12 protein-coding genes are annotated in these 20,889 nt (G+C 72.0%); 9 read left to right on the top strand and 3 right to left on the bottom strand.

Annotated elements, in window-relative coordinates:
• The 5 genes from mtrB to AB0J21_RS27680 all read left to right on the top strand — a co-directional run bounded on the left by mtrB (window position 1) and on the right by AB0J21_RS27680 (window position 7,056).
• Complete coding sequence (gene mtrB / locus AB0J21_RS27700; protein ID WP_363148840.1) at window positions 1–2,154, top strand: MtrAB system histidine kinase MtrB; 2,154 nt, start codon at window positions 1–3, stop codon at window positions 2,152–2,154.
• Window positions 2,144–3,982, top strand: a complete 1,839-nt coding sequence (locus AB0J21_RS27695; protein ID WP_363148839.1) for an LpqB family beta-propeller domain-containing protein — start codon at window positions 2,144–2,146, stop codon at window positions 3,980–3,982. The genes mtrB and AB0J21_RS27695 overlap by 11 nt, the downstream gene beginning before the upstream one ends.
• Window positions 3,983–4,163: 181 nt before the next feature.
• Complete coding sequence (locus AB0J21_RS27690) at window positions 4,164–5,108, top strand: ComF family protein (RefSeq protein WP_363148838.1); 945 nt, start codon at window positions 4,164–4,166, stop codon at window positions 5,106–5,108.
• A 274-nt stretch (window positions 5,109–5,382) separates the two neighbouring features.
• Window positions 5,383–6,099, top strand: a complete 717-nt coding sequence (gene raiA, locus AB0J21_RS27685) for a ribosome-associated translation inhibitor RaiA (protein WP_363148837.1) — start codon at window positions 5,383–5,385, stop codon at window positions 6,097–6,099.
• A gap of 207 nt (window positions 6,100–6,306) precedes the next feature.
• The gene (locus tag AB0J21_RS27680) at window positions 6,307–7,056 is read left to right on the top strand and encodes a response regulator transcription factor (RefSeq protein WP_363148836.1); all 750 of its coding nucleotides are present in this window, start codon (window positions 6,307–6,309) and stop codon (window positions 7,054–7,056) included.
• Window positions 7,057–7,472: 416 nt separating this feature from the next.
• Here AB0J21_RS27680 and AB0J21_RS27675 read toward each other — a convergent pair whose 3' ends face one another.
• Together AB0J21_RS27675 and AB0J21_RS27670 are read right to left on the bottom strand one after the other, a co-directional pair.
• Window positions 7,473–8,681, bottom strand: coding sequence for a crosslink repair DNA glycosylase YcaQ family protein (locus tag AB0J21_RS27675; protein WP_363148835.1), 1,209 nt, complete (start codon window positions 8,679–8,681; stop codon window positions 7,473–7,475).
• A gap of 454 nt (window positions 8,682–9,135) precedes the next feature.
• Window positions 9,136–9,696, bottom strand: coding sequence for a GNAT family protein (locus AB0J21_RS27670; protein ID WP_363148834.1), 561 nt, complete (start codon window positions 9,694–9,696; stop codon window positions 9,136–9,138).
• Window positions 9,697–9,899: 203 nt separating this feature from the next.
• Here AB0J21_RS27670 and secA point away from each other — a divergent pair, with 203 nt between their 5' ends.
• Window positions 9,900–12,713 (top strand): preprotein translocase subunit SecA, encoded by a 2,814-nt coding sequence (gene secA / locus AB0J21_RS27665; protein ID WP_363148833.1) that lies wholly within the window; start codon window positions 9,900–9,902, stop codon window positions 12,711–12,713.
• A 600-nt stretch (window positions 12,714–13,313) separates the two neighbouring features.
• Here the strand turns inward: secA and AB0J21_RS27660 are convergent.
• Window positions 13,314–13,742: an Rv3235 family protein gene (locus AB0J21_RS27660; RefSeq protein WP_363148832.1), complete on the bottom strand. Its 429-nt coding sequence runs from the start codon at window positions 13,740–13,742 to the stop codon at window positions 13,314–13,316.
• Between the two features lie 350 nt (window positions 13,743–14,092).
• Here AB0J21_RS27660 and AB0J21_RS27655 point away from each other — a divergent pair, with 350 nt between their 5' ends.
• The 3 genes from AB0J21_RS27655 (at window position 14,093) to AB0J21_RS27645 (ending at window position 20,829) form a co-directional block, all read left to right on the top strand.
• Window positions 14,093–14,587, top strand: a complete 495-nt coding sequence (locus AB0J21_RS27655; protein ID WP_363148831.1) for a hypothetical protein — start codon at window positions 14,093–14,095, stop codon at window positions 14,585–14,587.
• Between the two features lie 106 nt (window positions 14,588–14,693).
• On the top strand, window positions 14,694–15,359 hold the full coding sequence (locus AB0J21_RS27650; protein ID WP_363148830.1) for an HAD hydrolase-like protein: 666 nt from the start codon (window positions 14,694–14,696) through the stop codon (window positions 15,357–15,359).
• A 466-nt stretch (window positions 15,360–15,825) separates the two neighbouring features.
• Entirely contained in the window at window positions 15,826–20,829 is a 5,004-nt protein-coding gene (locus AB0J21_RS27645; protein ID WP_363148829.1) for an NAD-glutamate dehydrogenase, read from the top strand.
• Window positions 20,830–20,889 lie beyond the last annotated feature (60 nt).

Raw genomic sequence — 20,889 nt, 5'->3', positions numbered from 1 at the left:
ATGTCCCGGGACAGTGCCGCTTCGGCGACCGGCCGGACACCGGTGGGCCCGCCCGAGCGGACCGTCCGGGGCAGGGGTACGCGGCTGGGCCGCCTCGTGGACGGGGGCCGGGCCCTGGGCGGCGGGGTGAACGGCAGCCCTTTCCTGCGCCTGTTCACGCGCTGGGTGCGGCGTCCGCTGCTGCCCGCGGCGCGGCTGTGGCGGCGCAACCTGCAGCTCAAGATCGTGGTGACGACGCTCCTGATGTCGCTGGGCGTCGTCCTGCTGCTCGGCTTCGTCGTCGTGGGCCAGGTGCGCAACGGGCTGCTCGACGCGAAGGAGAAGGCCGCCCAGAGTCAGGCCAGGGGCGGTTTCCTCGTCGCGCAGGAGCAGGCCAACGCGGCCGGCGCGGTGGGAGGCCCGGACAACAGTTCCGGCGGCGCGGCCACGCCCGACGGCAGCGCCCCGCAGAACGTCATCCAGTGGTTGTCGGACCTGGCCACCCAGCTGTCCAGCGGGGGCCAGGGCTCCTTCGACGTCGTGGCCCTCGGCGCGAAGGACACCGGTGAGTCGACCAGCAGCCGGGGGCCGCGGGCCTCGGGCGGGGTGCAGCCGGTCGAGAGCGTCCCCGCCGCACTGCGGGACGAGGTGACGCGCAGCAGCGGCGCGCTGCGCAGTTACACCCGCATCGTGTACATCAACGGGGAGCAGCCGAAGCCCGCCCTCGTGATCGGCCGCGAGCTGAACGATCCGACCGGCACCCCCTACCAGCTGTACTACCTGTTCTCGCTGGAGCAGGAGGAGAAGACGCTCAGCCTGGTCAAGACGACGCTCGCGACGGCCGGGTTGTTCGTCGTCGTGCTGCTCGGCGCCATCGCCTGGCTCGTGGTGCGGCAGGTCGTGACCCCGGTGCGGATGGCGGCGTCCATCGCGGAGCGGCTGTCCGCGGGCCGGCTCCAGGAACGGATGAAGGTCACCGGCGAGGACGACATCGCGCGCCTGGGCGAGGCGTTCAACAAGATGGCGCAGAACCTCCAGCTCAAGATCCAGCAGTTGGAGGAGTTGTCGCGGCTGCAGCGGCGTTTCGTGTCGGACGTGTCGCACGAGCTGCGGACGCCGCTGACGACCGTGCGGATGGCGGCCGACGTCATCCACGAGGCGCGGTCCGACTTCGACGCGGTCACGGCCCGGTCGGCGGAGCTGCTCGCCGATCAGCTGGACCGCTTCGAGTCGCTGCTCGCCGACCTGCTGGAGATCAGCCGTTTCGACGCGGGGGCCGCCGCGCTGGAGGCCGACGCGATCGACCTGCGCGAGGTGGTGCGCCGGGCCGTCAGCGGCGCGGAGCCGCTCGCCGCGCACAAGGGCAGCCGCATCCTGATCACGGGCGACCAGCAGCCGGTGATAGCGGAGGCGGACGCCCGCCGCATCGAGCGGGTGCTGCGCAATCTCGTGGTCAACGCGGTCGAGCACGGGGAGGGCCGCGAGGTGGTGGTGCGGCTGGCCTCCGCCGGTGGTGCGGTCGCCGTCGCCGTACGCGACTACGGCGTCGGGCTGAAGCCCGGCGAGGCGACGCGGGTGTTCAGCCGGTTCTGGCGCGCCGACCCGGCGCGGGCCAGGACGACCGGCGGTACGGGCCTGGGCCTGTCCATCGCGCTGGAGGACGCGCGGCTGCACGGCGGCTGGCTTCAGGCGTGGGGTGAGCCGGGCGGCGGTTCGCAGTTCCGGCTGACCCTGCCGAGGACGGCGGACGAGCCGCTGCGCGGATCGCCGATACCGCTGGAGCCCGAGGACTCCCGGGCCCGGCGGGCGGAGCGGGAGGCGGCGCGCGAGGCGCGGTCCCGTACGGCCACTCCCGCGCGCGGGGCGGGCGCCGAGCCGCGGTCACCGGGCGAGGAGTGCGGCGTGTCGGTGCCCGCGCGCGGGCCCGTACCGCTGCGCGGCACCGCGCCGCCCTCGGCGGACCCGACGGCGCTGCCCGGCAGCGGGGCCCGGGTCGTGACCCGGGGCACCACCGAGCGGGGCGCCGCGCCGCGTAACGGCACGGCCGCGCGGCGGTCCGGGCACGCCCCGGGCACGGCGGTCGGAGTGGACGAGGGCGGGGACGAGGACGTGCGGGGTGCGGTGGACGACGGGGCCTTCGGGGCCGAGCGGGGGACGGGGCGGCATGAGAGCTGAACGGCGCTGGTGGACGGGTGCGGCGCTGGCCTCGGCGGCCCTGCTGGTCAGCGGCTGCGCCTCGATGCCGGACAGCGGCGACGTCCAGCCCGTCGACTCCTCGCCGCGCACCGATTCGCGGGTGCGGGTGTTCGCGCTCGCCCCGCGGGAGGGCGCGGAGCCGGTGGAGGTCGTCGAGGGCTTCCTGGAGGCGCTGACCAGCGAGGACCCCGACTACGCGGTGGCCCGCAAGTACCTGACCGAGGACGCCTCGCGCAAGTGGCGTCCCGAGCAGTCGACGACCGTGCTCACGGACGGGGCGGGCGTCCACTCCGAGGAGGAGGGGGCGTCCGACAAGGACCGTGAGGAGTACACGTTCACGCTCACCGGCCAGGAGGTCGCCCGGGTCGACAGCCGGCTCGCGTACCGGCCGCACGAGCAGTCGTACGAGGAGACCATCCATCTCGTCCGCGGCGCCAAGGGGGACAAGGGCGACCAGGAGTGGCGGATCGACCGGCCGCCGGCCGGGGTGGTGCTCGGGCGGCTCGACTTCCAGCGCCTCTACTGGCCCGTCAACAAGTACTACTTCGGGGCGCGTTCGGTGAACGGGACGCAGGCCCAGCAGCGGCTGGTCGCCGACCCGATCTACGTGCGCTCGTGGGAGGACCCGGTCACGGTCACCGTCCAGGAGCTGCTGAAGGGCCCCACGAGCTGGCTGAGCGGGGTGGCCGACTCGCCGTTCCCGGAGGGCACGCGGCTGCGCAAGGGCACGAAGTCCCTCGCGCCGGACGACCAGAACCTGCTCGTCGTCCCGCTCAACAAGACGTCGAAGGACGTCCACCTCGGGCAGTGCCGGCAGATGGCCGCGCAGCTCATCTACTCCCTCAAGGACCTGACGTCGACGAGCGTGGACCAGGTCGAGCTGCGCGGGGAGAACGACACGCAGTTGTGCGTCGTCGACGACGAGCAGGCCGACAACCTGGTCACCTCGCGCACCGCGGGCCACGCCGCCTACCAGTACTTCTTGGACAAGGAGCACCGGCTCGTCCGGATGTCCGGCCGGGCCGACAGCCGCACCACCGAGGTCCGGGTGCCCGGACCCCTGGGTGAGGGCGAGCAGTCGCTGCGCTCGGCCGCGGTCTCCCTCGACGAGGAGCGGGCGGCCGGCGTCTCGCTCGACGGGAAGCGGCTGTTCACGGCGGAACTCGGCGGCAAGGAGTCGCTGGACACGACCGGGGTGCGCAGTACGGCCAAGGACGAGAAGGACCGTCTGTCCACGCCGAGCTGGGACGGGTTCGGCGACCTGTGGGTGGCCGACCGGGACCCGCGCGCGCCCCGGCTGCTGTGGCTGAACCAGGGCGCGGGCGAACCCGTCGAGGTGCCGGTCTCCGGTCTCGGCGCGAAGGCGCGGATCGAGTCGGTGCGGGTGTCGGCCGACGGGGTGCGGATCGCGCTGCTGATCCGGGACGGCGGTACGACCTCGCTGCGGACCGGACGGATCGAGCGCTCGGGCACGGCCGAGCACCCGAAGGTCTCGGTGGCCGGACTGCGGTCGGCCGCCCCGCAGATGGAGGAGGTCACCGCGATGTCCTGGGCCGGGGGCAGCCGGCTCGTCGTCGTCGGGCGCGAGTCGCGCGGGGTGCAGCAACTGCGGTACGTGCAGAGCGACGGCTCGGTCCCCGCGAAGGCCTCGCTGCCCGGGCTGACCGGGGTGACCGACGTGGCGTCCTCCGGCGACGCCGGGCAGCCGCTGATCGCGCACTCGGACGACGGCATCGTCCGGCTCCCGGCCGGGGGTAACTGGCAGACGGTGTTCAAGGACGGGACGGCGCCCTTCTACCCCGGGTAGCGGGTGCGGCCGCGGGCCCGGCCCAGGCGGTCGCGCAGGGGGCCGCACGGGCCGCTGGTGGGCGGCGCTCTCGTGGGCGGCGTCGTCGGCGGAACGGCTCGGAGCGTTGCCCACAGTGGTTGTCCACAGGGGGTTTTCCACAGGGGTGGCCGGGCGGCTGGACGCTTGGCACAGTGGCGGTATGCGCGGGTGGTGGGAGGACTTCGCCGACCTGGTGCTGCCGGCCGAGTGCGGGGGCTGCGGGGCCCCTCGTACGCACGTGTGCCGGCGGTGCCGGGAGGCTCTGTGCGGTGCGCCGCCCCTGCGGGTGTGGCCTCAGCGGGTGCCGGAGGGCCTGCCCCCGGTGACCGCCGCGGCCGCGTACGGGGACGCGGTGCGGGCCCTGCTGCTCGCGCACAAGGAACGCGGCGCCCTCGGGCTGGCGCGGGTACTCGGACCCGCCCTCGCCGGAGCGGTGCGGCACTCCGTGGCGGACGCGGTGGGCGGGGGCCGGGGGGCGTCAGCCACTGACCGGTCCCGCGAGCAGGGCCGGTCGCCGGGCCCTGAGGTCGTCCTGGTGCCGGTGCCCTCGGCGGGGGCGGCGGTGCGGGCCCGGGGCCACGACCCGGTGCTGCGCCTCGCCCGGGCGGCGGCAGGGACGCTGCGCGCGCAGGGCCTCCTCGCGCGGTCGGCGCCCGTGCTGCGCCTGCGCGGTGCCGTACGCGACCAGGCGGGGCTGGACGCCGCCGAGCGGTTCGCGAACCTGTCGGGTGCCCTGGAGGTCAGGCCCCGCTGCGAGGTCCTGCTGCGGCCCGCGACGCGCACGGGCCGGTCCGTGGGCACCGTCCTGGTCCTGGTCGACGACCTGATGACGACCGGGGCCACGATTACCGAGGCCGCCCGTGCATTACGCGCCGCAGATGTGGAAGGAGTCCTGACAACGGCGCAAGCCCCGGAAACGGGGGACGCGGGAACCACGGAGAGACGTGCACGGAGACACGAGGTGCGGGCCATGACGCGGGAACGGGAAATGATCACCGCGGCCGTCGTCGCTGCCTCTCCGCGCCCCTTCGAAATAAACCGGAACCGACAAAAAACTTTCGTCATCGCAGGTGAAGTACGGAGTAGTTCCCCTGAACGGAGGTAATGGCCGGTAGAGGGTGCCGACACCCCTCCGATCGAGCTATGTTCGGAGGTGAGGAAAGGTTCAAGCCATTTCTCAGCGAGATGTCGCCCCTCGATGAAGCCGAACACGCTGCCCGGTGGTCACGCCGAGGCGGGTGTCCGGGCATCGTGCCCCCCCGTGGGGTGGAGGAGGTGGAAGCCACCGAGTCCGGGGCTTTCGGGGAACGAGCCGGAAGCCTGGTGCAAGAGGGAGATTCTCCGCCGAAGGCGGAGTGAATCCGGGAACGGAGTTCTGCGTGGACATCGACATCGTCGTCAAGGGCCGCAAGACCGAGGTGCCCGAGCGGTTCCGCAAGCACGTGGCCGAGAAGCTGAACGTGGACAAGATCCTGAAGCTCGACGGCAAGGTGATGAGTCTGGACGTCGAGGTGTCCAAGGAACACAACCCGCGTCAGGCCGACCGCTGCGACCGGGTGGAGATCACCCTGCGTTCGAAGGGGCCGGTGATCCGCGCGGAGGCCTGCGCGGCCGACCCCTACGCGGCTCTCGACCTCGCGACGGCGAAGCTCGCGGCACGGATGCGCAAGGAGCACGACAAGCGCCGCTCCCGCAGGGGCAGCGACCGGCTGACCGCGGCCGAGGTGGGCGAACGCATCCCGGACGCCGCGGAGCTCAACGAGGACGGCACGTTCGTCGGTGACACCGAGCCGGACGACGGCGTGCCCACGACGAAGGTCGGCTCGCTGGAGGTGCAGGGGGACGGGCCCCTCGTCGTCCGCGAGAAGAACCACGTGGCCGCGCCGATGTCGCTGGACCAGGCGCTGTACGAGATGGAACTGGTGGGGCACGACTTCTACCTCTTCGTGGACGCGGAGTCCAAGGAGCCCAGCGTCGTCTACCGGCGCCACGCCTACGACTACGGCGTGATTCACCTCAACACCGATCCGATGATCGCCTCGGCGCCCGAGCCCGCAGGGGCCGGCGGAGCGCTCGGGGGTCAGCCGGAAGACTGAAAAGAGCTCCCCGCGCGGTCGGCCGCGCGGGCGGCCCTCCCATGCCCCTGGCGTGCGCTGATGCGCCCCCAGGGGCATCAGCCTGCCGCGATGGGTACGTCGTCGCTGTGCCGGTCCATGGAATCATGGCCGGATCGGCCAACCGGTGCGCTGCCGACCCGGGTTGGCACAGTTGACATCAGGTCGTGGCCTGCAGGGGGAGAGACGATGGCGGACAGCTTCGGACCGGTTCGGGACGAGGGCGTCGACGGCGGCTCCGTCGACCTCCTCCCGGAGGCGGCGGCCCGGCCGCGTGAGGAGCCCATCAGGGTCCTGGTCGTCGACGACCACGCGCTGTTCCGGCGCGGGCTGGAGATCGTGCTGGCCGCCGAGGAGGACATCCAGGTCGTCGGCGAGGCCGGGGACGGCTCGGAGGCCGTCGAGAAGGCCACCGACCTGTTGCCCGACATCGTCCTCATGGACGTCAGGATGCCTAAGCGCGGCGGGATCGAGGCGTGCACCGCCATCAAGGAGGTGGCCCCCAGCGCGAAGATCATCATGCTGACGATCAGCGACGAGGAGGCCGACCTCTACGACGCGATCAAGGCCGGGGCCACGGGCTATCTGCTCAAGGAGATCTCGACCGACGAGGTGGCCACGGCGATCCGCGCGGTGGCCGACGGGCAGTCCCAGATCAGCCCCTCGATGGCCTCGAAGCTGCTGACCGAGTTCAAGTCGATGATCCAGCGCACCGACGAACGGCGCCTGGTGCCCGCGCCCCGGCTGACCGACCGGGAGCTTGAGGTACTGAAGCTCGTCGCCACCGGGATGAACAACCGGGACATCGCCAAAGAGCTGTTCATCAGCGAGAACACCGTGAAGAACCACGTCCGCAACATCCTGGAGAAGCTCCAGCTGCACTCCAGGATGGAGGCCGTGGTGTACGCGATGCGGGAGAAGATCCTGGAGATCCGCTGATCCGCTGATCCGCTGATCCGGGAGCCGCTGATCCGGGAGGACCGCTGCTGATCCGGGGGACCGCTGATCCCGGCGGCTTCTGATCCTGGCGGTTTCTTATCCCGGCGGCCTTGATCCTGGCGGTTTCTGATCAGGAGGCTTCGCCGATCCGGTCGGCGCGGTGTGCTTTCGTGGGTCGCCCCGGCGGATGAACGACGAGTTGGCGGATTCACGGGACGACGTCGGCGGATCGAGGCCGACGGGTTCTTTCCCTGCGAGCGTCCGTGCCGGGGTACGGGCGGATGTCCGTGCGGGTGCGTGCTCCGGAGGGTTGCCGGACAAGTCGCCCCGCGCCCTCTTCCCGGCCTCGGCCCCTTCCTGGCCCCGGCCCCTCCTCCTCGGTTCTTTTCTGCCGCTCTTTTCTGCCGCCCTGCCCCCTACTGCCGGGCCGCGACGGCCCGCGTCGCTTCCACGGTCAGGGCGGCGCGCAGCTCCGGGGGGTCGACGCGTTCGACGCGGATCTCCGTGCAGCCGACCCAGGTCGCCGCCTCGGCGAGCGCCTCGGCCGTCGGGCCTACCGCCTTCTCCGCCGCGACCCCGCCGGGCTGGTCCCCGCCGAGGGACGCCTGCCGGGCGACCAGGGTGCGGCCCTCGCGCGCCGGGTCGACCCGGCCCACGAGACGGCCTCCCGCCAGGACGGGCATGGCGAAATAGCCGTACACCCGCTTGGGCTTGGGGACGTACGCCTCCAGGCGGTGCGTGAAGCCGAACAGGCGCTCGGTGCGGGCGCGTTCCCAGATCAGTGAGTCGAAGGGGGAGAGCAGCGTCGTGCGGTGGCGGCCGCGCGGGACGGTCTCCAGGGCCTTCGGGTCGGCCCAGGCCGGTTTGGCCCAGCCCTCCACGGTGACCGGGACCAGACCGCAGTCGTCGATCACCGCGTCGAACTGCTCGGCGCGCAGCCGGTGGTAGTCGGCGAGGTCGGAGCGGGTGCCGACGCCGAGGGCGGCGGCGGCCTGGCGGATCAGGCGGCGGGTGCACTCCAGGTCGTCGAGGTCGTCGTGGAACAGCTCCTTGGGGACGGCCCGTTCGGCGAGGTCGTAGACGCGGCGCCAGCCGGTGCGGCGGGTGCAGACCACCTCGCCGTACATCAGGGCGCGCTCGACCGCGATCTTCGCGTCCGACCAGTCCCACCACGGGCCACCGTTCTTCGCGCCGCCGAGCTCCGTGGCCGTCTGCGGGCCCTCGGTGCGGAGTTGGGCGATCACCGCGTCGTAGGCGGCGGGGCTCAGGTCGTGGTTCCACTGCGGACGGGAGCGGTAGCCGCGGCGGCGGAACGCGAAGTGCGGCCACTCCTCGATCGGGAGGATGCAGGCGGCGTGCGACCAGTACTCGAAGGAGTGGGCCGGGGCCGGGGGAGCGGCCCAGTACGCCTCTTCGATCGCGGGGCGGCTGACCGCGCCCAGGCGCGCGTACGGGATGAGTTCGTGCGAGCGTGCGAGGACGGAGATGGTGTCGAGCTGCACCGCGCCGAGGTGCCGCAACACGCCGCGGGTCGCCGCGCGGCGGTCGGGGGCGCCGAGCAGGCCCTGGGCCCGGAGGGCGATTCTGCGGGCCTCGGGGGCCGAGATCGGGGTGGCGGTGGTCATGCGGTGCAGCCTATGGCTCCGCTCGGACAGCGTGGGGGGTCCTCAGGCGCCGGACGGGCTGCGGTGTGTCCTCAAGCGCCGGACGGGCTGGGTGGGGGCGGGGGCTGTACGGAAGTGGGTCGGCCTTGCGGCCGGGGGGTGTCCTCAAGCGCCGGACGGGCTGGAATTGGCTCGGGTCGGGGAGTTGGCTCCGGGTGGATGTGGGTCGGCCTTGCGGCCGGGGGGTGTCCTCAAGCGCCGGACGGGCTGGAATTGGCTCGGGTTGGCGAGTTGGCTCCGGGTGGATGTGGGTCGGCCTTGCGGCGGGCGAGGTGTCCTCAAGCGCCGGACGGGCTGGGTGGGGCCGGGTCGGACGGGCTGGGTGGGGTGGGACGGACGGGGTGGATGGGGCGCGTTGGACGGCCTGGGTGGGGCCGGGTCGGGCGGGCTGGAGTTGGCTCGGTCGATGTCGTGGTCAGTGGCGTTGGGGGCGGGGGATCGGGTCGGTCGGGAGGAGGGAGGCGAGCCAGGTGTCTCTTCTCGTGGAGTGGTGGAGCACGGCCGAGCGCAGCGTGCCCTCGTGGGTGAAGCCCGTGTGGTCGGCCACCGTTCGGGAGGCCGTGTTGCCGACCTCGGCGCGCCATTCCAGGCGGGCCACGCCGGCGTGCGCGAAGGACCAGCGGGAGACCGCGCGCACCGACTCGGTGACGTATCCCCGGCCCCGGTGCTCGGCGACGGCCCAGTAGCCGATCTCGGCGCAGCCCTGGCCGCGCGGGGTGAGCGCGAGCATCGCGACCAGCGGGGAGCCCGGCGCCGTGCGCAGGACGGCCGCGAAGGTGTACATCGAGGCCTCGCGCCAGCCCGCCGGGGCCGTTCTCGACGTGAACTCCACGGCGTGCTCCCACGTGTACGGAGCGGGTACGGCCGTCCAGCGGTGGATCTCGCGGTCCTGGCAGGCGGCCCGCACCTCCTCGGCGTCCCCCGGGACCGGGCACCGCAGCAGGAGGCGTTCGGTGGTGAGGGCTACCGGTTCCATCGGTGTTCGCGCCTTCCGCTCGGGGAATGTCCTGTTTCCGGCGACCGCGCCCGCGATTCGCCGGCGGGGTTACGGCACCTTCTGCCCTCCCCGTCCGTTGACGTGGTGGCAGACCTCCCGGCGCGGCCGGGTCCTCGCATACGATGGCCGTTGCCCGAAGACTCAAACCGTGCCAGGCCCGACCGGCAAGGAGACCAACCCCCGTGTCCGTCCTCTCAAAGATCATGCGTGCAGGCGAAGGCAAGATCCTGCGCAAGCTGCACCGCATCGCGGACCAGGTCAACTCCATCGAAGAGGATTTCCTGAACCTCTCCGACGCCGAGCTGCGCGCCCTCACCGAGGAGTACCGGCAGCGGATCGCCGACGGCGAGAGCCTCGACGACCTGCTGCCCGAGGCCTTCGCGACCGTGCGCGAGGCTGCCAAGCGGGTGCTCGGCCAGCGCCACTACGACGTGCAGCTCATGGGGGGCGCGGCCCTCCACCTCGGCTACGTGGCCGAGATGAAGACCGGTGAGGGCAAGACCCTCGTCGGCACGCTGCCCGCGTACCTCAACGCGCTCTCCGGCAAGGGAGTGCACCTGATCACGGTCAACGACTACCTCGCCGAACGTGACTCCGAGCTGATGGGCCGGGTGCACAAGTTCCTCGGCCTCAGCGTCGGCTGCATCATCGCGAACATGACTCCGGCCCAGCGCCGCGAGCAGTACGCCTGCGACATCACGTACGGCACGAACAACGAGTTCGGCTTCGACTACCTGCGCGACAACATGGCGTGGTCGAAGGACGAGCTGGTGCAGCGCGGCCACAACTTCGCGATCGTCGACGAGGTCGACTCGATCCTGGTGGACGAGGCCCGTACGCCGCTCATCATCTCCGGACCGGCCGACCAGGCCACCAAGTGGTACAGCGACTTCGCTCGGCTCGTGAAGCGGCTGGAGCGCGGCGAGGCCGGCAACCAGCTCAAGGGCATCGAGGAGACCGGCGACTACGAGGTCGACGAGAAGAAGCGGACGGTGGCGATCCACGAGTCCGGCGTCGCCAAGGTCGAGGACTGGCTCGGCATCGACAACCTCTACGAGTCGGTGAACACCCCGCTGGTCGGCTACCTGAACAACGCCATCAAGGCCAAGGAGCTGTTCAAGAACGACAAGGACTACGTCGTCATCGACGGCGAGGTCATGATCGTCGACGAGCACACCGGCCGTATCCTCGCCGGCCGCCGCTACAACGAGGGCATGCACCAGGCCATCGAGGCGAAGGAAGGGGTGGACATCAAGGACGAGAACCAGACCCTCGCCACGATCACCCTGCAGAACTTCTTCCGCCTCTACGACAAGCTCTCCGGCATGACCGGTACGGCGATGACCGAGGCCGCCGAGTTCCACCAGATCTACAAGCTCGGCGTCGTCCCGATCCCGACCAACCGGCCGATGGTCCGCGCCGACCAGTCCGACCTGATCTACCGCACCGAGGTCGCCAAGTTCGACGCGGTCGTCGACGACATCGCGGAGAAGCACGAGAAGGGCCAGCCGATCCTGGTCGGCACGACCTCGGTCGAGAAGTCCGAGTACCTCTCGCAGCAGCTCTCCAAGCGCGGCATCCAGCACGAGGTGCTCAACGCCAAGCAGCACGACCGGGAAGCGCCCATCATCGCGCAGGCCGGCCGCAAGGGCGCCGTCACCGTGGCCACCAACATGGCCGGCCGCGGTACCGACATCAAGCTCGGCGGCAACCCCGACGACCTCGCCGAGGCCGAGCTGCGCCAGCGCGGTCTCGACCCGGTCGAGCACGTCGAGGAGTGGGCCGCCGCCCTGCCGGCCGCGATGGAGAAGGCCGAGCGCGCCGTCAAGGCGGAGTTCGAGGAGGTCAAGGCGCTCGGCGGGCTCTACGTCCTGGGCACCGAGCGGCACGAGTCACGGCGTATCGACAACCAGCTGCGCGGCCGTTCCGGCCGTCAGGGCGACCCGGGCGAGTCCCGGTTCTACCTCTCGCTCGGCGACGACCTGATGCGGCTGTTCAAGGCGCAGATGGTCGAGCGCGTCATGGCCATGGCCAACGTCCCCGACGACGTGCCGATCGAGAACAAGATGGTCACCCGCGCCATCGCCTCCGCGCAGTCGCAGGTGGAGACGCAGAACTTCGAGACCCGCAAGAACGTCCTGAAGTACGACGAGGTCCTCAATCGCCAGCGCGAGGTCATCTACGGCGAGCGCCGCCGCGTCCTGGAGGGCGAGGACCTCCAGGACCAGGTCGTGCACTTCATGGACGACACGATCGACGCGTACGTCGCCGCGGAGACGGCGGAGGGCTTCGCCGAGGAGTGGGACCTGGACCGGCTGTGGGGCGCCTTCCGGCAGCTCTACCCGGTGAAGGTCACGGTCGAGGAGCTGGAGGAGGAGGCGGGCGACCGGGCAGGTCTGACCGCCGAGTTCATCAGCGAGGCCGTCAAGGAGGACATCCACGAGCAGTTCGCGGCCCGCGAGGAGCAGCTCGGCTCGGAGATCATGCGTGAGCTGGAGCGCCGGGTCGTCCTGTCCGTGCTGGACCGCAAGTGGCGCGAGCACCTCTACGAGATGGACTACCTCCAGGAGGGCATCGGCCTGCGAGCCATGGCGCAGAAGGACCCGCTGGTCGAGTACCAGCGCGAGGGCTTCGACATGTTCAACGCCATGATGGACGGCATCAAGGAGGAGTCCGTCGGCTACCTGTTCAACCTGGAGGTCCAGGTCGAGCAGCAGGTCGAGGAGGTCGAGGTGCAGGACTCCGCGCTCTCCATGGACAAGGTGCAGGACGCCGTCCCGGCCGGCGCGGTGCGTCCCGAGATCCGCGCGAAGGGCCTCGACAGCCCGCAGCGGCCCGACCGGCTGCACTTCTCGGCGCCCACCGTCGACGGCGAGGGCGGCGTGGTCGAGGGCGAGTTCTCGCAGGACGCGCCTTCCGACGCGGTGGCCTCCGGTGACGGCCTGACGCGTGCGGAGCGGCGCAAGGCGCAGAAGGGCCGGCGGCGCAAGAAGTAGGCGTCCGGTTCACTCGTGTCGAGGCCCGTCGTCCCTGCCCGGGGATGGCGGGCCTCGTCGCGTGTGAGGGCTTGCCGCTCCTGAGCCGTGCCGTGCGCACGCCCGGAGGGCCCGGTGGGGGCGTGGTGTGGTGGAGGGCGGGTTCTCGCGGGACGCGCCTTTCGATGCGGTGGCCGGCCTCCGGCGGCGGTCTGACGCGTGCGGAGCGGCGCAAGGCGCAGAAGGGCCGGCGGCGCAAGAAGTAGGTGCCCGGTTCACTCGTATTGAGGCCCGTCGCCCGTCGCCGTGCTCCGGGGTGGCGGGTCTCGATACGAGTGAGGGCCCGTCATCCCTGAGCCGGGCTGCGCGCCCGCCCGGAGGCCCCGGGGAGGGCTGGAGGGCCGCCCCGGGGCCCTCCACGGGCTTCGGGGGCGCTGGAGGCGGTTTCCGGCCCGCGTGCGGTCTCTCGGGGCCCGTCTCGCCGGGTCCTGCCCTCCAGCCCGCCTCGCCGCGTCCCGCCCACCGCGCCGCGTCCCTCCGGCCCACCGCGCCGCGTCCCGCCCACCTCGTCGCGTCCCTCCGGCCCACCGCGCCGCGTCCCACCCTCCGCTCCCGGCTCGCTCACACGCCGCCCGCTCCGCCGTGTGAACCGGCCAGTTCCAGGGCGGTGCAGCGCCAGCGGTGGTCCTCGCCCTGTTCGAGGCGGAAGGCCAGGGCGTGGACCCGGGGGCCGATCTCCACGCTCGCGCACGCCTCGACCACGCCCCGGCGCAGGGGGACGCCGCGGCAGCCGCGCAGTACCGGGTGGGCGGTCCGGTAGGCGGCGACCGGGGCGAGGGTCACCGCCTGCTCGTACGCCTCGCCGACGGCGTGCCCGATCAGGTGGTGCACGGGGCGCAGTCCGCACAGCACCGACAGCAGGCGTTCGGCGAAGACCTCGTGCGGAGTCGTGCGGCGGTGCGGGGCGCGTGGGCGCGGGCGAGCGCCGGGAGCCCTCGCGTCCGTACGGGTGGGGGGCCTGCGGGTCGCGGCCGGCCTGTGCCTGTTCATGGGGTCCCCGGTCTCTGCCTGCGGTGGTCACTGTCGGTGCGGTCTGCGCCCGGTTCCGTCACCGCGCGTATCGGGCCTCGGTGACAGCGCGTGTCTCTACCCGTCGGTAACCGCTGTGTTCCGGACTTCTACGGGAGCCTGGCCAGGGTGGGCAAGTAACTCTGTGTGACGGTTATGGGGTTCGCCGGATTCACTTATCAGGGTGAAGGGGACACGAAGGGGCCGGGCGTGCGGCGCGGGCGGCTCGCGCGCCCCCGTGAGGTGTTGACGAACGGGGGCGGAGGTGACAGGCGTTCGAAGGGGGACGTACGCACGTATCCTGGCGGTCTCCGACCAGAAAGCGGCCTCTCATGCGTGTCTATGTCCCCCTCACCCTCAGTGCTCTCGCGCGGGCCCACGAGGCGGGCGAACTGGCGGGCGGGCCGGTGACCGCCTACGCCGTGACCCCCGCGCTGCGTGACTGGTACGGGTCCGAGGACCTGGAGGAGCTGGAGTACGCGGCCCTCGGGCGGGCCGCCGGGGCCTCGCTGCGGCTGCTGGCCGCGGACCCGGGGGCCGTACGTCGCCGGGTCGTGCTCGCCGTCGACGTACCGGACGCCGCGGCGCACCCCGACCCGGACCCCGCCTCCGCGGGCGAGGTGCGGGTCGAGGGGGCCGTGCGGATGGCGAAGGCGGCGGCGGTCCACGCGGACGCGGGCGACGCCGTCGAGGACGTCGCCGCCGCCACCGGGGCGCTGGGCGCGGCCGACCGGGGGGACCGCGACGCGGTGTCCGTCGTGGACGGCGTGGAGGACCACGAACTGCTGTGGTTCGCCCGTCAGGAGATCCCGGACCTGCTGGCCTGAGGGCTGTCCCGCCAGGAATTGCGGGACAGTCCTCAGCCCCCGAAGCGGGCGCGCTGCGGCCCCGGTCGGGCCGCCTGCCCGCGATCCGGCGCGGTATTTTTTTCGTATGGCTGGGAGTGGCGCGCATCTGGTGTGGGACTGGAACGGGACGCTGTTCCAGGACATGGACGCGGTCCTCGCGGCGACCAACGCGGCCTTCGCCGAACTCCGGATGCCGGGGCTGCGGGCGCTGACGATCGAGCGGTACCGCGAGCTGTACCGGGTGCCGGTCCCGGCGTTCTACGAGACGCTGCTCGGCCGTGCCCCCACCGCCGCCGAGTGGGAGCGGATGGACGGCGCCTTCCAGCGGCACTACGCCGAGGCCCGGCTCGGCTGCGGTCTTGCCGAACAGGCGCGTACGGTGCTCGGCGCCTGGCACGAGGCCGGGCACGGGCAGTCACTGCTGAGCATGTACGGGCACGAGGAACTCGTGCCGCTGGTACGGGAGTTCGGTATCGAGTCGTACTTTCTGCGGGTGCAGGGACGCACCGGGCCCTCCGGCGGCGGCAAGGCGGCGCACCTTGTGCGCCATCTCGCCCGGCTGCCCGAGGTCGATCCCGCGCGCACGGTGGTCGTCGGGGACGCCGTGGACGACGCGGTCGCGGCGCTCGCCGCCGGGGCCCGCGCCGTGCTCTACACCGGCGGTTCGCACAGCCGGGCGAGCCTGGAGACGGTCGGCGTCCCCGTGGTGGACTCGCTCCAGGAGGCCGTGGAGCGAGCAGCCGAGCTGTAGCGCCGCTCCCCGGAGGGGCCCGCCGAGCCCTTGCGCGCCCCGTCCCGCCCGCCCCCGGGCGACCGCCGCCACCTGCCCCCTTACGTGACGTCGACCACCTTCGGTGCTGTGCGGGGCGTCAAACTTGGGCCCCTTGATGTGTACGAATACGGCTCATGACGCGCCTCGCCCCCGGAGGGTTAGCCTGGTGCCGTGATCAGCGCGATATGCCGCGGGGGCGCCGACGCCCCTGCCCCGCGCCCGGCGCACGTGTCCTGTGCCCCGGGCTCCGCTGACCGACCGCGCGGGAACGGCGCGATGCCGGGATTGGCGGATATGGCCGCCCCCGGCGCGGATACCGGCATAACGTCGTCGGAGACCGGACACCCCGCGCCGCGGCGTTACGCCCCGAGCGGCACGCACCCCTCGTGCCGTCTTCACTTTCCTTCAACGTCACGCAACGGCGCGCGACAGGAGCCAGAGGATCATGCAGACCAAGCTGGACGAAGCCAAGGCCGAGCTGCTCGAAAGGGCTGCCCGGGTCGCTGAGAACAGTCCGGTCGGTGGGCACCTACCGATCGGTGACGACAACGGGCCGGCCGAGGGCAGGGCGCCGGACGCTCCGGAGACCCCGGACGCGCCGGACGCCGACCGTGTCCTCTCCTACCTCCAGCGCTACTACCTGCACACCGCCCCCGAGGACATCACCGGCCGCGATCCGGCCGACCTCTTCGGCGCCGCCTTCTCCCACCTCCGGCTGGCCGCGAACCGTCCGCAGGGCACCGCCAACGTCCAGGCGCACACCCCGACCGTCGACGAGAACGGCTGGGCCTCCCCGCACTCCGTGGTCGAGGTCGTCACCGACGACATGCCCTTCCTGGTGGACTCCGTCACCAACGAGCTGTCCCGCCAGGACCGCGGCATCCACGTCGTGATCCACCCCCAGCTCACCGTCCGCCGCGACCTCACCGGCAAGCTGCTCGAAGTGCTGCCGCACCGGCCCGCACCCGACGGGCGGGCGCACGACGTCCTGACCGAGTCGTGGATCCACGTCGAGATCGACCGCGAGACCGACCGCGAGGACCTGCGGCAGATCACCGCCGACCTGCTGCGCGTCCTGTCCGACGCCCGTGAGGCCGTCGAGGACTGGGAGAAGATGCGTGACGCCGCGCTGCGCATCGCCGACGAACTGCCCGCCGAGTTCCCCGAGGGCCCCGACGCCGCCGACCTGCCCGACAGCGACGTCGAGGAGGCCAGGGAGCTGCTGCGCTGGCTGGCCGCCGACCACTTCACCTTCCTCGGGTACCGCGAGTACGACCTGATCGACGGCGACTCGCTCGCCGCCGTCCCCGGCACCGGCCTCGGCATCCTGCGCTCCGACCCGCACCACGAGAAGGACGAGGACCACCCGGTCAGCCCGTCCTTCAGCCGGCTGCCCGCCGACGCCCGCGCCAAGGCCCGCGAACACCGGCTGCTCGTACTCACCAAGGCCAACAGCCGCGCCACCGTGCACCGCCCCAGCTACCTCGACTACGTCGGCGTGAAGAAGTTCGACGAGAAGGGCGAGGTCGTCGGCGAACGCCGCTTCCTCGGGCTGTTCTCCTCCGCCGCGTACACCGAGTCGGTGCGCCGGGTGCCCGTCGTGCGCCGCAAGGTCGACGAGGTGCTGCGCGGCGCCGGGTTCACGCCCAACAGCCACGACGGCCGCGACCTGCTCCAGATCCTGGAGACGTACCCGCGCGACGAGCTGTTCCAGACCCCGCCCGACGAACTGCGGTCCATCGTCACCTCGGTGCTCTACCTCCAGGAGCGCCGCCGGCTGCGGCTGTACCTGCGCAAGGACGTGTACGGGCGCTACTACTCGGCCCTCGTCTACCTGCCGCGCGACCGGTACACGACCGATGTGCGGCTGAGGATCATCGACATCCTCAAGGAGGAGCTGAACGGCGAGAACGTCGACTTCACCGCCTGGAACACCGAGTCGGTCCTCTCCCGGCTGCACTTCGTCGTGCGCGTCGCGACCGGCACCGAACTGCCCGTGCTCACCGACGCCGACGCCGACCGCATCGAACGCCGCCTCACCGAGGCCACCCGCTCCTGGTCCGACGGCTTCGCCGAGGCGCTGCACGAGGAGTTCGGCGAGGAACGCGCCGCCGCGCTGCTGCGCCGCTACGGCAAGTCCTTCCCCGAGGGCTACAAGGCCGACCACGCGCCGCGCTCCGCCGTCGCCGACCTCGCCCACCTGGAGCAGCTGCACGCCGAGCGCTCCACGGTGCGGGACTCCGCGCTGAGCCTGTACGAGCCGGTGGGCGCGGCCCCCGGCACGAAGCGCTTCAAGATCTACCGGGCGGGCGGCGAGATCTCGCTGTCCTCGGTGCTGCCGGTGCTCACCCGGCTCGGCGTCGAGGTCGTCGACGAACGCCCCTACCGGCTGCGCTGCGCCGACGGCGACACCGCCTGGATCTACGACTTCGGGCTGCGGATGCCCGAGGGCAGCGGCGACCACCTCGGTGACGACGCCCGCGAGCGCTTCCAGCAGGCCTTCGGCGCCGCGTGGAGCGGAAAGGCCGAGAACGACGGCTTCAACGCGCTCGTCCTGGCCGCCGGGCTCACCTGGCGCCAGGCCATGGTGCTGCGCGCGTACGCCAAGTACCTGCGGCAGGCCGGGGCCACCTTCAGCCAGGACTACATGGAGGACACCCTCCGCAACAACATCCACACCACCCGGCTGCTCGTCTCCCTGTTCGAGGCGCGGATGTCGCCGGAGCGGCAGAACGCCGGGACCGAGCTCCTCGACGGGCTGCTGGAGGAGCTGGACGGGGCGCTGGACTCCGTCGCCTCCCTCGACGAGGACCGCATCCTGCGGTCCTTCCTCACCGTCGTCAAGGCCACGCTGCGCACCAACTACTTCCAGCGCGCGGACGACGGCGAGCCGCACTCCTACGTGTCGATGAAGTTCGACCCGCAGGCCATCCCGGACCTGCCCGCGCCCCGGCCCGCGTTCGAGATCTGGGTGTACTCCCCGCGCGTCGAGGGCGTCCACCTGCGCTTCGGCAAGGTCGCGCGCGGCGGTCTGCGCTGGTCCGACCGGCGCGAGGACTTCCGTACCGAGATCCTCGGCCTGGTCAAGGCGCAGATGGTCAAGAACACCGTCATCGTGCCGGTCGGCGCGAAGGGCGGTTTCGTCGCGAAGCAGCTGCCCGACCCGTCCGTGGACCGGGACGCGTGGCTGGCCGAGGGCGTCGCCGCGTACAAGACGTTCATCTCGGCGCTGCTCGACATCACCGACAACCTCGTGAGCGGCGAGGTCGTGCCGCCCACCGGGGTCGTGCGCCACGACGAGGACGACACCTACCTCGTGGTCGCCGCCGACAAGGGCACCGCGACCTTCTCCGACATCGCCAACGGCGTCGCCGAGGACTACGGCTTCTGGCTCGGCGACGCCTTCGCCTCCGGCGGTTCGGCCGGCTACGACCACAAGGGCATGGGCATCACGGCGCGCGGCGCCTGGGAGTCCGTCAAGCGGCACTTCCGCGAACTGGGGCACGACACCCAGAGCGAGGACTTCCGGGTCGTCGGCGTCGGCGACATGTCCGGGGACGTGTTCGGCAACGGGATGCTGCTGAGCGAGCACATCCGCCTGGTCGCCGCCTTCGACCATCGGCACATCTTCATCGACCCCCAGCCCGACGCCGCCACCTCGTACGCCGAGCGGCGCCGCCTGTTCGAACTGCCCCGCTCCTCGTGGGCCGACTACGACCGGGCGCTGCTGTCCACGGGCGGCGGGATCTTCCCGCGCGGCGCCAAGTCGGTGCAGCTCAACGCGCACATCAGGAAGGCCCTCGGCATCGAGGGGACCGTCACCAAGATGACCCCGGCCGACCTCATGCGGGCCATCCTCAAGGCCCCCGTCGACCTGCTGTGGAACGGCGGCATCGGCACCTACGTCAAGGCGGGCGCCGAGAGCGACGCCGACGTCGGCGACAAGGCCAACGACGCGATCCGGGTCAACGGCGCCGAGGTCCGCGCCAAGGTCATCGGCGAGGGTGGCAACCTCGGCCTCACCCAGCTCGGCCGGATCGAGTTCGCCCGCCTCGGCAACGGCGGGGGCGGCGGCAAGGTCAACACCGACGCCATCGACAACAGCGCGGGCGTGGACACCTCCGACCACGAGGTGAACATCAAGATCCTGCTCAACGCGGTCGTGCGGGACGGGGACATGACCGTCAAGCAGCGCAACAAGCTGCTCGCGAGCATGACCGACGAGGTCGGCCGGCTCGTGCTGCGCAACAACTACGCGCAGAACGTGGCCCTCGCCAACGCCAGGGCGCAGGCCCCCTCGCTGCTGCACGCGCAGCAGCGGCTCATGCAGCGGCTCGTCGCCGACGGCCACCTCGACCGGGCCCTGGAGTTCCTGCCGCGCGACCGGCAGATCGCGGAACTGCTCAGCTCCGGACGGGGACTGGCCCAGCCGGAACTGGCCGTCCTGCTCGCCTACACCAAGATCACCGCGGCGCAGGAGCTGATCTCCACCCCGCTGCCGGACGACCCCTACCTGCGCGGGCTGCTGTTCGCGTACTTCCCCGAGCAGCTGCGCGAGAGCTACGCGCAGCAGATCGAGAACCACGCGCTGCACCGCGAGATCATCACGACGGTCCTGGTCAACGACACCGTCAACAGCGGTGGCAGCACCTTCCTGCACCGGCTGCGGGAGGAGACCGGGGCCTCCCTGGAGGAGATCGTCCGCGCCCAGCTCGCGGCCCGGGAGATCTTCGGGCTCAGCGCCGTGTGGGACGCCGTGGAACGCCTCGACAACCAGGTGCCCGCCGAGGTCCTGACCCGGATCAGGCTGCACTGCCGGCGGCTCGTCGAGCGCGGCACCCGCTGGCTGCTCAACAACCGGCCGCAGCCGCTCCAGCTCGCCGAGACCATCGAGTTCTTCCGCGCCGACGTCACGAAGGTGTGGGACCGGCTGCCCGGGCTGCTGCGCGGCGCGGACGCCGAGTGGTACCGCTCGATCCACGACGAGCTGACCGGCGAAGGGGTGCCCGAGGAACTCGCCACCCGGGTCGCCGGCTTCTCCTCGGTCTTCCCCGCGCTCGACGTCGTGGCCGTCGCCGAACGCTCCGGGCACGACCCGCTGGCCGTCGCCGAGGTGTACTACGACCTCGCCGACCGGCTCGGCATCACCCAGCTCATGGACCGCATCATCGAACTGCCCCGCGCCGACCGCTGGCAGTCGATGGCCCGCGCCTCCATCCGCGAGGACCTGTACGCGGCGCACGCCGGGCTCACCCAGGACGTCCTGGGCGCCGGGGGCGGCGAGGACGGCCCCGAACAGCGGTTCACGGCCTGGGAGGAGAAGAACGCGCCGATCCTGACGCGCGCCCGCTCGACGCTGGAGGAGATCCAGAACTCGGACAGCTTCGACCTCGCGAACCTCTCGGTCGCGATGCGGACGATGCGCACGCTGCTGCGGGCGCACGGCTGACCGGGGCGCCACCGAGGGCGCAGGGCACGGCCGGGGGCCGGGGAGCGGATCACCGCTCCC

Origin of the sequence: Streptomyces sp. NPDC049954 (assembly GCF_040656295.1) — a bacterium.
Classification (GTDB): Bacteria; Actinomycetota; Actinomycetes; order Streptomycetales; family Streptomycetaceae; genus Streptomyces.
This window is presented reverse-complemented; position numbering and strand designations above follow the sequence as displayed.